Genomic DNA, 13,025 nt, shown 5'->3' on the forward strand with positions numbered 1-13,025 from the left:
AATGAACCATTAAATGCCGTTATGGCTCATCCGGGCCAAGGGAATAAACCGGGTAACCATTCTCTCGCCATTCCGTCAGCAGCTGTTGCTGCGTGGCGGACGGCACTTCTCCACACCAGACCAGCAGGGTCTGACCGTCGAAAAACTCGGGCTTAAGCTGCGCCAGCGAGTGCGCCAGGACATCCACGCGCCAGCCCTTCTGGGTCGCAATCCACGCTTCCAGCCACAGGCGGGTGGTATCGTGCACGTTCCAGCCGACCACCAGCGCATCTTTTCCGGCCTTGTTCTTCGCTGAGGCAAGGCAGACGGCAATATAGTTGATCAGCACCCCGTCGAGCATGCTGAGCAGCGCCTGCAGGGTGGACTGCTGGCATTGCAGACGTCGACGGAGCGGAATGAAAAGATGGGAGATCAGCGTCTGTGCCGGATAGTCGCGGCCCTGCTCTTTTATCCATGCGCGCAGGCGCTGAAGATTCCCCGCCTGCAGAAGCCGCAGCAGGGTTTCCTGTTGTTCGCGCCAGAGGTGTTGCGTGTCCGGGTCATCATGGCTCAGCAGGGACTTCACTTTGCCGACCTGCACTCCGTTGTCGATCCAGCTTTTAATTTCGCGGATGCGGTCGATATCGGCCTCATTGAAAAGGCGATGCCCACCGTCGGTCCTCTGCGGTTTAAGCAATCCATACCGTCGCTGCCACGCCCGTAGGGTAACGGGATTGATATCACAAAGGAGTGCCACTTCACCTATCGTGTAAAGCGCCATATTCGCCCCCTGGCTTACGCGTTCCCAGCTTAACTGTAGACCCACTTTGGCGAACCAGGAAGGATTGATTGATTTTTGAACAAACAATGCGAAGCATGCGCGATATTCAGAAAAAGGTGTGATAACGGACACAATTTTGCGCTTTTTTGGGATGCTTCAAAGAAAGTAAACCCGCATCAGTGTATGTTACGCGTTTTTAGCGTGTGCGGTTTTGAGTATGTACGAGTTTAATCTGGTGCTGCTGTTGCTTCAGCAAATGTGCGTGTTTCTTGTCATTGCCTGGCTGATGAGCAAAACGCGCCTGTTTATCCCGCTGATGCAGGTTACCGTACGTCTGCCGCATAAGCTGCTCTGCTACGTTACCTTCTCTATTTTCTGCATTATGGGGACCTATTTTGGCCTCCATATCGAAGACTCTATTGCCAACACGCGCGCTATCGGCGCGGTGATGGGCGGGCTGCTGGGCGGTCCCGTCGTCGGTGGCCTTGTTGGCTTAACCGGGGGGCTGCATCGCTATTCCATGGGCGGAATGACGGCGCTCAGCTGTATGATCTCAACGATCGTGGAAGGGCTGCTCGGCGGCCTGGTGCACAGCTACATGATCAAACGCGGCCGCCCGGATAAAGTCTTTAGCCCGCTTACCGCCGGTGCCATTACCTTTGTGGCCGAAGTGGCGCAGATGGCGATCATTCTGCTCATTGCCCGTCCGTTTGAAGATGCGCTGCACCTGGTCAGCAGTATTGCCGCTCCGATGATGGTCACCAACACCGTGGGTGCGGCGCTGTTTATGCGCATTCTGCTCGACAAGCGCGCCATGTTTGAGAAGTACACCTCGGCGTTTTCCGCCACGGCGCTGAAGGTCGCCGCCTCGACCGAAGGGATCCTGCGCCAGGGGTTTAACGAAGAGAACAGCATGAAGGTCGCGCAGGTGCTCTACAAGGAGCTGGATATCGGCGCGGTGGCCATAACCGATCGCGAGCGGCTGCTGGCCTTTACCGGCACCGGGGACGATCACCATCTGCCGGGTAAACCGATCTCCTCAGCCTATACGCTGCGCGCCATTGAAACCGGTGAGGTGGTGTATGCCGACGGTAACGAAGTGCCTTACCGCTGTTCGCTGCATCCGCAGTGCAAGCTGGGCTCCACGCTGGTGATTCCGCTGCGCGGGGAAAATCAGCGGGTGATGGGGACTATCAAGCTGTATGAGGCCAAAAACCGTCTGTTCAGCTCCATCAACCGCACGCTGGGGGAGGGGATAGCCCAGCTGCTGTCCGCGCAAATCCTCGCCGGGCAGTATGAGCGGCAGAAAGCCCTGCTGACGCAGTCCGAAATTAAGCTGCTGCATGCTCAGGTCAACCCGCATTTCCTGTTTAATGCCCTCAACACGCTCAAAGCGGTGATCCGCCGCGACAGCGATCAGGCCGCGCAGCTGGTGCAGTTTCTGTCGACCTTTTTCCGTAAGAACCTGAAACGGCCGTCTGAGATCGTGACCCTCGCCGATGAGATTGAGCACGTGAATGCCTATCTGCAGATCGAGCAGGCGCGTTTCCAGTCGCGCCTGCAGGTGTCGCTCTCCGTTCCGGACGAGCTGGCGTATCAGCATCTCCCGGCCTTTACCCTGCAGCCTATTGTCGAAAACGCCATTAAACACGGCACGTCACAGCTTCTGGGAACGGGGGAGATAACCATTGCCGCCAGCCGTTTCAACCACCATCTGGTGCTGGATATTGAAGATAATGCCGGGCTTTACCAGCCTTCCGCCTCGGGCGGTTTAGGGATGAGCCTGGTGGATAAACGCCTGCGCGCCCATTTTGGCGACGACTGCGGCATTACCGTCGCCTGTGAGCCAGACCGATTTACCCGTATTACCGTACGACTGCCGCTGGAGGAAAACGCATGTTAAGAGTGCTGATCGTGGATGACGAGCCGCTGGCACGAGAAAACCTGCGCGTTCTGCTGCAGGAGCAGCCTGATATTGAGATTGTGGGGGAGTGCGCGAACGCCATTGAGGCCATCGGCGCGGTGCACAAGCTGCGCCCGGACGTGCTGTTCCTCGACATTCAAATGCCCCGCATCAGCGGGCTGGAGATGGTCGGCATGCTCGACCCGGCGCATCGCCCCTATATCGTGTTTCTGACGGCGTTCGACGAATATGCCGTTAAGGCTTTTGAGGAGCACGCGTTTGACTATTTACTCAAGCCGATTGAAGAGAAGCGTCTGGAAAAAACGCTCACCCGTTTACGCCAGGAGCGAACCGTACAGGACGTCACGCTGCTGCCGGAAAACCAGCAGCCGCTGAAGTTTATCCCCTGCACCGGGCACAGCCGAATTTATCTTCTGCAGATGGATGATGTGGCGTTTGTCAGCAGCCGCCTGAGCGGGGTGTTTGTCACCAGCGCCGAAGGGAACGAAGGGTTTACCGAGCTGACCCTGCGCACGCTGGAGAGCCGCACGCCGCTGATCCGCTGCCATCGCCAGTATCTGGTGAACATGGCGCACCTGAAGGAGATCCGCCTGGAAGATAACGGCCAGGCCGAGCTGGTGCTGCGTGCCGGGCAAACGGTACCCGTCAGCCGTCGCTATCTCAAGAGTTTGAAAGAGGCGATTGGCCTGTAAAACTGGTACACTGCGCGCCATTGCATCATCGACATTCGAAGGCTCTATGCTAAGTAACGACATTCTTCGTAGCCTGCGCTACACCCTGAAAGCAAACAACAACGACATGGTGCGCATTCTTGCGCTGTCGGACATGGAATCCACGTCTGCCGGTTTCGATACCTGGATGACCAAAGAAGACGAAGAGGGCTTCGTTCGCTGCCCGGACATCATTCTGTCGGGTTTCCTGAATGGCCTGATTTACGACAAACGTGGCAAGGATCCGGCCGCGCCGGAGCTGGCGCTGGAGCGTCGCGTGAACAACAACACGGTGCTGAAAAAGCTGCGCATCGCGTTCTCGCTGAAAACGGACGATATTGTGGCGATCATGACCGAGCAAAAATACCGCGTATCCGTGCCGGAAGTGACCGCCATGATGCGCGCGCCGGACCACAAAAACTACCGCGAGTGCGGCGACCAGTTTCTGCGTAATTTCCTGCGCGGGCTGACCCACCGGGTGCATCACCCGAAAGCGTGATTTAGCCGGGTGGCAGCTTCGCCTTACCCGGCCTACAAAACCCGTAAGCCCGTACAAGCGTAGCGCCGCCGGGCAAAAAAAAGCCGGAGATTATCTCCGGCTTTTTTGTTATTTCACCTGCTGGCCAGGCTTCGCGCCTTCATCAGGGCTTAACAGGAAGATATCTTTCCCGCCAGGGCCTGCGGCCATCACCATCCCTTCAGAGATGCCGAAGCGCATTTTGCGCGGCGCCAGGTTCGCCACCATCACGGTCTGACGACCGATCAGCACCTGCGGGTCCGGGTAGGCTGAACGGATGCCGGAGAAGACGTTACGCTTCTCGCCGCCCAGATCCAGCGTCAGGCGCAGCAGCTTGTCAGAACCTTCCACGAATTCCGCGTTTTCGATCAGCGCCACGCGCAGGTCGACTTTGGCGAAATCGTCAAAGGTAATGGTCTCCTGAATCGGATCGTCTGCCAGCGGGCCGGTCACCGGTGCCGCAGCCGCTTTAACCTCTTCTTTAGACGCTTCAACCAGGGCTTCAACCTGCTTCATCTCGATGCGGTTGTACAGCGCCTTGAAGGTGTTCACCTTGTGGCCGAGCAGCGGCTGCGCCATGGCATCCCAGGTCAGTTCGGTGTTCAGGAACGCTTCAGCGCGGGATGCCAGCTGCGGCAGAACCGGCTTCAGGTACGTCATCAGCACGCGGAACAGGTTGATGCCCATGGAGCAGATGGCCTGCAGATCGGCATCGCGACCTTCCTGTTTGGCGACAACCCACGGTGCCTGTTCGTCCACATAGCGGTTTGCCAGGTCGGCCAGCGCCATGATTTCGCGCACGGCTTTACCGAACTCACGGGTTTCCCAGGCTTCGCCAATGGTGGCTGCCGCGTCGGTAAAGGTTTTGTACAGGGCAGGGTCAGCCAGTTCAGCCGCCATCACGCCGTCAAAACGCTTGGCGATAAAGCCCGCGTTACGGGAGGCCAGGTTCACCACCTTGTTGACGATGTCCGCGTTCACGCGCTGCACGAAATCTTCCAGGTTCAGGTCGATATCGTCGATGCGGGAAGAGAGCTTCGCGGTGTAGTAGTAGCGCAGGCTGTCCGCGTCGAAGTGGTTCAGCCAGGTGCTGGCCTTAATGAACGTTCCGCGAGACTTGGACATCTTCGCGCCGTTCACCGTCACGTAGCCGTGTACGAACAGGTTGGTTGGCTTGCGGAAGTTGCTTCCTTCCAGCATCGCCGGCCAGAACAGGCTGTGGAAATAAACGATGTCTTTACCGATGAAGTGATACAGCTCGGCCGTGGAATCTTTCTTCCAGTATTCGTCGAAGCTGACGGTGTCGCCACGCTTGTCGCACAGGTTTTTGAAGGAGCCCATGTAGCCGATTGGCGCGTCTAGCCAGACGTAGAAGTATTTGCCCGGCGCGTTCGGGATTTCAAAGCCGAAGTACGGCGCATCGCGGGAGATATCCCACTGCTGCAGGCCGGATTCGAACCACTCCTGCATTTTATTCGCCACCTGTTCCTGCAGCGCGCCGCTGCGGGTCCACGCCTGCAGCATTTCGCTGAAGGACGGCAGGTCGAAGAAGAAGTGCTCGGAGTCACGCATGACGGGCGTGGCGCCGGAAACCACGGATTTTGGCTCGATAAGCTCGGTCGGGCTGTAGGTTGCGCCGCACACTTCGCAGTTATCGCCGTACTGGTCCGGGGATTTACATTTCGGGCAGGTGCCTTTGACGAAACGGTCCGGCAGGAACATGCCTTTTTCCGGATCGTACAGCTGAGAGATGGTGCGGTTTTTGATAAAACCGTTCTCTTTCAGACGGGTGTAGATTAGCTCCGACAGCTCGCGGTTTTCGTCGCTGTGCGTGGAGTGATAGTTGTCATAGCTGATGTCAAAGCCAGCAAAATCAGTCTGATGCTCCTGACTCATTTCGGCAATCATCTGCTCCGGGGAAATCCCCAGCTGCTGCGCTTTCAGCATGATCGGCGTGCCGTGAGCATCGTCCGCACAGATGAAGTTAACCTCGTGGCCGCGCATTCGCTGGTAACGGACCCAGACATCAGCCTGGATATGCTCCAGCATGTGGCCGAGGTGGATTGAGCCGTTGGCGTACGGCAGTGCGCACGTTACCAGAATTTTCTTCGCGACTTGAGTCATAGTAGGCATTACTTCTTTTAACTGTGAAAAGGGTTTTTGATGTTACCCGAAAGGTAATAACTACGCCAAGTGATAAGGGCATTAATCCATAAATGAATAATTGTTACCTCTGGGGTAAACTTGGTAATTACACGTCTTTTTTCAGAACAACTACAAAGGAGTCGGGATGAGTTCTCAATCCCAGGCCAAATCACCGGAAGCCTTACGAGCAATGGTCGCCGGGACGCTGGCTAACTTTCAGCATCCAACCCTGAAGCACAATCTCACTACGCTGAAAGCGTTACACCACGTTGCCTGGCTGGACGATACCCTGCACATTGAGCTGCAGATGCCGTTCGTCTGGACCAGCGCTTTTGACGCGCTGAAAGAGCAGACCAGCTCTGAGCTGCTGCGTATTACCGGTGCGAAGGCGATCGACTGGAAGCTGAGCCACAGCATCGCCACGCTGAAGCGCGTGAAAAACCAGCCTGGCGTGAACGGCGTGAAAAATATCATTGCCGTCAGCTCGGGCAAGGGCGGGGTAGGGAAATCTTCTACCGCCGTTAACCTGGCGCTCGCGCTGGCAGCGGAAGGGGCAAAGGTCGGTATTCTGGATGCGGATATCTACGGTCCGTCTATTCCTAACATGCTGGGCGCGGAAAACCAGCGCCCCACCTCGCCGGACGGGACCCACATGGCGCCAATTATGGCGCACGGTCTGGCGACCAACTCCATCGGTTACCTGGTGACTGACGATAACGCCATGGTCTGGCGCGGCCCGATGGCCAGCAAAGCGCTGCTGCAGATGCTGCAGGAGACGATGTGGCCTGATCTGGATTATCTGGTGCTGGACATGCCGCCGGGCACCGGTGACATTCAGCTGACGCTGGCGCAGAACATTCCGGTCACGGGGGCGGTCGTCGTGACTACGCCGCAGGATATCGCGCTGATCGACGCCAAAAAAGGCATCGTGATGTTCGAGAAGGTGGAAGTGCCGGTGCTCGGTATCGTCGAGAACATGAGCGTGCACATCTGCAGCAACTGCGGTCACCACGAACCTATCTTCGGTACGGGGGGTGCAGAAAAACTGGCCGCGAAGTATCACACCCAGCTGCTGGGGCAGATGCCGCTGCACATTACCCTGCGTGAAGATCTGGACAGCGGAAAGCCCACGGTTGTCAGCCGTCCGGACAGCGAATTTGCGGAAATGTATCGCCAGCTGGCGGGACGCGTTGCGGCGCAGCTCTACTGGCAGGGCGAAATCATCCCGGGGGAAATCGCGTTCCGCGCGGTGTAATTCCTCAGCTCCTAATTGCCGGGTGGCGCTTCGCTTACCCGGCCTACAAATGGCACCATCACGTAGGTTGGGTAAGGCGAAGCCGCCACCCGACTTTAACTCAACCGATAGTGCATCAAATAATACTCTCCGTCCGGAGAATTACCCGTCGCCTCTATGTGCCAGCCGTGTCGCTGGTAAAACGCAATAGCCCGCGCATTCTTCACCAGGCACTTAAGTGAACCCGTACTGGTAAACGTCTTCTGTACGTGTTCAAGCAACTCATGCCCGACGCCCAGGCTCTGATACTGCGGATCGACAAACAGGTTGTGCAGGAAATTATCGTTCGTCCAGACGGAGGCAAAACCCAGGCGATGACCGTTCTGAACAGCAACCCAAATCACTTCGTCGCAGGTTGCCGCGTCAAAGTCTTCAAGCTGCCAGTCCGCGCTGTCCAGCCATGGCCAGGCTTCACGCCGGGCGTGGAGGTAGAGCGTGCGCAGGAAAGGGCGGTCGCTTTCCTGCCAGGGGCGAATCAGAATTGCGTTAGCGGTGATAGAAAATATCTCCATTGTAGGCTTTGTAGATCTTGCCATCAGCATCGCCGATCAGTACGTAGTTCTCACCCATGTAGGTCCAGTGGGTTCCGGCATCCGGAGCCGGCAGGTTACGCAGCTGGTACTGTTTGATGGTGTACTCCGGCGTTTGATACTGCGCCGGCGCCGTGTCGCCAATCTTGAATTTCGTAAAGTCAGCGATGAACTCTTGTTCTTCATAGGCCTTGATGCCCGATGGCGCAGCGGCCGTTTGCGGGGCAGCGAATGCAGATCCCGCCAGAGACAGTAATACACCCAGAAGCAGCAATTTACGCTTAGCCATTTTTTCTCCAGTGATATCGTTACAGATACTTTTCGTCTGCAGGTCGTGCAAAGCGGAGCAGACAGTCCATTTTAAGTATCAACGCAGGGTATGTTTGAAAAAAAATGTAACAAAAGTGGACGGTTTTGTGTAGTCAAACTGGATGATGTTTATCATTGTGGTGAATATTTTCTGTGTTATGTATTTTTAATATTTATTATTTAATCCATCAATTCTAAAAATAACTTTCTAAGTCAAAATTGGACTTCTATACGAATGCTTTCTCACTCAACAAGATTTAATATCGTCGTCGGGTGAAACGTACTCACTTACTTTTTAGAAGGCTGAGTATTCTCATTGTTTTTACTAGAGAGCTGATGGGTTGCGGTTAATTATGCCATAAACTCATGTTAAGGAAAATAAATAATTAAATTTCATGGTGTTAGCTCGAATCTCTTTGCAGGTTTAACAATAAACATAACGTTAAAAAACTAATATTTATATAAATGAAAAATATAACTGCATTTTCTCTTTTATTTCTTACTGTTAGTCAGTTGGCAGGGTGTGTTTTTTCCTCAGGTCAGAACTTAAGCGTATCCGGGAAAAAAGTCATTTCTGTGGAAGAGAACAATTATCAGCTTGATAAGCGCGTGGAGATTTTTCCACTGACGCCGGGATTAATTGAAAAACTACTTCCGACCGTGTCGAAATCTCAGGCAAATCCTAATCTGGATGAGCAGATCAAAAACTGGGAATACCGTATTGGCACAGGCGACATCCTGACGGTCACCGTCTGGGATCACCCTGAATTAACGACGCCCGCGGGACAATATCGTAGTGCGAGCGATGCCGGCAACTGGGTCAACGCCGATGGTACGCTCTTTTATCCCTACGTCGGTAAGCTGCGGGTGGCGGGAAAAACGGTTTCACAGGTACGTGAAGAGATTACATCTCGACTGGATAAAGTCATTGAGAGCCCGCAGGTGGACGTCAGCGTTGCCGCCTTCCGTTCCCAAAAAGCCTATGTCACCGGAGAGGTCGAAAAATCAGGCCAGCAACCCATAACCAATATTCCGCTGACGGTGATGGATGCGGTTAACGCCGCTGGCGGTCTTTCTGCTGATGCCGACTGGCGTAACGTCGTGCTGACGCATGATGGCAAGGACTCCCGCCTTTCGCTCTATGCACTGATGCAGCATGGCGATTTGATGCAAAATAAGCTGCTTTATTCGGGCGATATCCTGTTTATTCCCCGAAACGACGCGCTGAAAGTGTTCGTGATGGGCGAGGTGGTTAAACAGAGCACGCTTAAGATGGATCGTAGCGGCATGACGCTGGCCGAAGCCCTGGGCAATGCCGGGGGGCTTAACCAAAATATGGCTGATGCAACCGGCATTTTTGTTATCAGGCAGGTAACGGAAAAAGGCGACACGGGAAAAATTGCCAACATCTATCAACTCAATGCGGAAGATGCCTCTGCCATGGTGCTGGCTACGGAATTCCAGCTGGAACCGTATGACATTGTCTACGTCACCACGGCACCGTTATCACGCTGGAATCGCGTGATCTCCCAGCTGGTGCCTACCATCAGCGGCGTCCATGACCTGACCGAAACCGTTCGTTACATCAGATCGTGGCCGCAGTAATGTTCCAGTCAATCTTAGTGGTCTGCACCGGCAATATTTGCCGTTCACCGATTGGTGAGCGGCTGTTGCGACAGCAATTACCCGGCAAGCAGGTGAACTCGGCAGGTATTTTGGGGCTTGAGGGGCATCCGGCGGATGCGGCTGCGCAGGCTGTGGCCCGGCGTCATGGTGTTTCGCTGGAGGGGCATATTGCCCGCAAGGTGACGCGTAACCTGTTGCAACAAGCCGATTTGATCCTGGTTATGGGGCCGGAACATCTCCGTTTCATTGCCACAATGCCCCCGGAGAACCGGGGAAAATCGTTGCTCTTTGGACAATGGCTGGACATCAGGGACATTCCCGACCCTTACAACAAAAGTCGTGAAGCCTATGAATATGTTTTCGAGCAATTGGGAAAAGCCAGTCAGGAATGGGCTCGTCGTTTGAGTCAATAAGGAATGAAGCCGTTATGTCGTCTTCTAAATCAGAGAAATATAAGGCTGCGACACCGCAGAATAATGAGATCGATCTTCTTCAGTTGCTTGCTGAGATGTTTGATCACCGGGTGACGATCGCGTGTGTCACGCTCCTGCTCACGGTATGTGCGGGGATCTATGCGTTCAGCGCCACGCCAGTTTATCAGGCTGATGCCCTGATACAGGTTGAAGCGAAGCAGAATAACTCACTGCTCAAGAACCTGACTCCGTTCGGGCCCGATCTCTCACCTGACGTCGCGCCGGAACTTTTACTCCTTAAATCACGGATGATCCTGGGAGAAACCATCGATCAATTAGGGTTGACGTACTACGTCAGGCGGCGCGTGTTTCCCGTCATCGGGCCTTTGTTAGAATACGTGCAGGGACGTAAATCCGCTGAAATAACGATTGGCGCGCTGACTATTCCCATTCTGGAAGGTAAGCCACAAACGCTTTTACTCACCGTACGGGAAAAAGGGCGATATCGTCTTGAGGGAAAAACGCTTGAAGCAGACGGCATCGTGGGGAAAACGCTGCTTAAAAATGGATTATCGCTTCTGGTGACATCCCTCAGCGCAGAACCAGGCACCCAATTTACCCTCGAAACCGTCTCAAGGCTTGACGCCATCAACGCCATTCAGAACAGGCTTACGGTTGTTGAGTCGGCGAAACAAAGCGGTATGATCGCATTAACGTTAATGGGTGAAGACCCCGCCAGGATCGCCACGGTACTTAATACCATTACTGAAAATTTTCTCAGCCAGAATATTGCGCGCCAGGAAGCGAAAGATTCCCGCAGCCTCACGTTCTTACAGGAGCAATTACCTAAGATCAGCCGGGAGCTGGATGAAGCCGAAGCGAGACTGAATGCCTACAGAGAGCAACGCGATTCTGTCGACTTATCTCTGGAGGCTAAGTCAGTGCTTGATCAGGTGGTTAACGTGGAAAACCAGCTTAACGAGCTGACGTTTCGCGAAGCAGAGGTTTCCCAGCTTTTCAAAAAGGACCATCCCACTTACCGTGCCTTGCGGGAGAAGAAACAAACGCTTGAGCGGGAGCGTGCGCGCCTGAACAATCGCGTTTCATCCATGCCTTCCACGCAGCAGGAAATCTTACGCCTGAGTCGTGACGTTGAATCCGGGCGTACCATATATCTGCAGCTGCTGACGCGTCAGCAAGAGCTGAGTATATCGCGCTCCAGCGCTATCGGGAACGTGCGGATCATTGACCCCGCCATGACGCAGCCAGAGCCGATCAAACCGCGCAAAGCACTCATTATCGTACTGGGCATGCTGATCGGGTTGATGCTTTCTGCCGGAACGGTTTTAGTGCGCTCAGCCTTTAGGCAGGGCATTACCTCGTCTGAACAACTGGAAGCGCAGGGGATACCGCTTCTGGCGACGCTTCCGCGCTCGGTATGGCTCTGGAAAAAAACGCACCTGCGCAGGAAAACCCTGTTTGCTTCCCGATGGAAGCACAGGACGTCGAATGTTCCTTTTTTGCCCGTTGACCGCCCGGCAGATATGTTTGTCGAGGCAGTGCGCGGGCTGCGCACCAGTCTGCATTTTACCATGATGGATGCTACAAACCGGATCGTCGTGGTGTCTGGCCCCACGCAGGACTGCGGAAAGACGCTGGTCAGTACTTCACTGGCGTCGATTGCCGCTCAGGCCGGACAGCGAGTGCTGTTTATTGACGCTGATATGCGCAAGGGATATGTCCACAGTGTTTTCCAACTGCGCAATCATCGGGGATTATCCTGCGTGCTCGGAGGAGCCGTTGAGTGGCAGGAGGCGGTTCAACGCGTTGAAAAAGGCGGTTTTGATGTATTGACCTGCGGACCCCAACCTTCACATCCCGTTGAGCTGCTCATGAGTGAACGCTTCCAGGCCGTAATGTCGCAGATAGACAAACTGTATGACATCGTGATTGTCGACACCCCACCCGTGCTTGCCGTAACGGATGCCTTGCTGATAGCCAAAGCGGGCGACCACGCTTCTGGTCGCCCGCTTTGGTAAAACCAGCGTCAAGGAGATCGAGAACTGCCTGAAGCGTCTGCAGCAGATGGGTGTGCAGGTGAATGGCGCGATCCTCAATGATATCGTGAAATCGGCTGCGCTCTATTACAACTCGGGATATAGCCATTACGACTACGGTTATACCCAGGAGTAAACCTGACGCGACATTTCTTTACAGCGTGATGGCGTATTGCCCGTTAAGATGACCTTCGTTGAAACATGAGGTCACAATGGATAACCGCAAAATCAGTCGACTGCGCCGCTGGGCGCGGGAAGGGATCATACTCGTTCTGCTGATGCTGGCCGTAGTGTGGGGTGTTGATCGGTATCGAAAACCGACACTCCCCGCCAGTTTTAGTGCAACACCGATGCAGAGCATCGACGGCAATATTCACGATATCGCGGCGCTGAGCCAGGAACGCCCGCTGCTGATTTACGTCTGGGCCACCTGGTGCAGTATATGCCGTTACACGACGCCTTCGGTCAATAAACTGGCGAAAGAGGGGGGCAACGTCGTAAGCATTGCCATGCGTTCCGGCGATAACGCAAAGCTTGCGCGCTGGGTTGAAAAGAAACAGCTGAAAATGCCGGTGATCAACGATGAAAACGGTGCGTTGTCGCAGCAGTGGCAGGTGAGCGTAACGCCGACGCTGGTCATTGTGTCGAAGGGTAATGTGGTCAGCACCACGACGGGCTGGACGAGTTACTGGGGATTAAAATTAAGGATGTGGTGGGCAGGCGTATAAAAATAACCCCTC

General features: G+C 54.7%; 11 protein-coding genes and 1 pseudogene. 8 read left to right on the top strand and 4 right to left on the bottom strand.

From position 1 onward, the window contains the following. Positions 1–19 precede the first annotated feature (19 nt). Entirely contained in the window at positions 20–760 is a 741-nt protein-coding gene (gene mlrA / locus HCH49_RS01875) for an HTH-type transcriptional regulator MlrA (protein ID WP_033146010.1), read from the bottom strand. 217 nt (positions 761–977) lie between these two features. Between mlrA and HCH49_RS01880 the strand changes: the two genes are divergently transcribed. The 3 genes from HCH49_RS01880 to HCH49_RS01890 are packed head-to-tail and all read left to right on the top strand — an operon-like array spanning position 978 to position 3,893. Then, positions 978–2,663: a sensor histidine kinase gene (locus HCH49_RS01880; protein ID WP_023312444.1), complete on the top strand. Its 1,686-nt coding sequence runs from the start codon at positions 978–980 to the stop codon at positions 2,661–2,663. Then, complete coding sequence (gene btsR / locus HCH49_RS01885; protein WP_023312443.1) at positions 2,657–3,376, top strand: two-component system response regulator BtsR; 720 nt, start codon at positions 2,657–2,659, stop codon at positions 3,374–3,376. The genes HCH49_RS01880 and btsR overlap by 7 nt, the downstream gene beginning before the upstream one ends. 46 nt (positions 3,377–3,422) lie before the next feature. Continuing rightward, positions 3,423–3,893: a DUF1456 family protein gene (locus HCH49_RS01890; protein WP_023312442.1), complete on the top strand. Its 471-nt coding sequence runs from the start codon at positions 3,423–3,425 to the stop codon at positions 3,891–3,893. A gap of 108 nt (positions 3,894–4,001) precedes the next feature. Here HCH49_RS01890 and metG read toward each other — a convergent pair whose 3' ends face one another. Further along, on the bottom strand, positions 4,002–6,035 hold the full coding sequence (gene metG, locus HCH49_RS01895) for a methionine--tRNA ligase (protein WP_064672824.1): 2,034 nt from the start codon (positions 6,033–6,035) through the stop codon (positions 4,002–4,004). Between the two features lie 166 nt (positions 6,036–6,201). On the opposite strand from metG, the gene apbC reads away from it, so the two are divergent. After that, positions 6,202–7,311 carry an iron-sulfur cluster carrier protein ApbC gene (gene apbC, locus HCH49_RS01900; protein WP_033146008.1) on the top strand — a complete coding sequence of 370 codons (1,110 nt, stop codon included), beginning with the start codon at positions 6,202–6,204 and terminating at the stop codon, positions 7,309–7,311. Between the two features lie 95 nt (positions 7,312–7,406). Here apbC and HCH49_RS01905 read toward each other — a convergent pair whose 3' ends face one another. Next, complete coding sequence (locus HCH49_RS01905; protein ID WP_033146561.1) at positions 7,407–7,886, bottom strand: GNAT family N-acetyltransferase; 480 nt, start codon at positions 7,884–7,886, stop codon at positions 7,407–7,409. Next, the gene (locus tag HCH49_RS01910; RefSeq protein WP_023336316.1) at positions 7,837–8,169 is read right to left on the bottom strand and encodes an RcnB family protein; all 333 of its coding nucleotides are present in this window, start codon (positions 8,167–8,169) and stop codon (positions 7,837–7,839) included. The genes HCH49_RS01905 and HCH49_RS01910 overlap by 50 nt, the downstream gene beginning before the upstream one ends. Positions 8,170–8,654: 485 nt before the next feature. Here HCH49_RS01910 and HCH49_RS01915 point away from each other — a divergent pair, with 485 nt between their 5' ends. The 4 genes and pseudogenes from HCH49_RS01915 (at position 8,655) to HCH49_RS01930 (ending at position 13,013) form a co-directional block, all read left to right on the top strand. Further along, positions 8,655–9,794: a polysaccharide export protein gene (locus tag HCH49_RS01915; protein WP_221702073.1), complete on the top strand. Its 1,140-nt coding sequence runs from the start codon at positions 8,655–8,657 to the stop codon at positions 9,792–9,794. After that, positions 9,794–10,228, top strand: coding sequence for a protein tyrosine phosphatase (locus HCH49_RS01920; protein ID WP_260454016.1), 435 nt, complete (start codon positions 9,794–9,796; stop codon positions 10,226–10,228). The genes HCH49_RS01915 and HCH49_RS01920 overlap by 1 nt, the downstream gene beginning before the upstream one ends. Before the next feature lie 14 nt (positions 10,229–10,242). Further along, a pseudogene (locus tag HCH49_RS01925) lies at positions 10,243–12,421 on the top strand (polysaccharide biosynthesis tyrosine autokinase). Positions 12,422–12,497: 76 nt separating this feature from the next. Next, positions 12,498–13,013, top strand: a complete 516-nt coding sequence (locus tag HCH49_RS01930) for a protein disulfide oxidoreductase (RefSeq protein ID WP_193139682.1) — start codon at positions 12,498–12,500, stop codon at positions 13,011–13,013. Positions 13,014–13,025 lie beyond the last annotated feature (12 nt).

Origin of the sequence: Enterobacter sp. Y17, assembly GCF_019730495.1 — a bacterium.
Taxonomy (GTDB): Bacteria; Pseudomonadota; Gammaproteobacteria; order Enterobacterales; family Enterobacteriaceae; genus Enterobacter; species Enterobacter asburiae_B.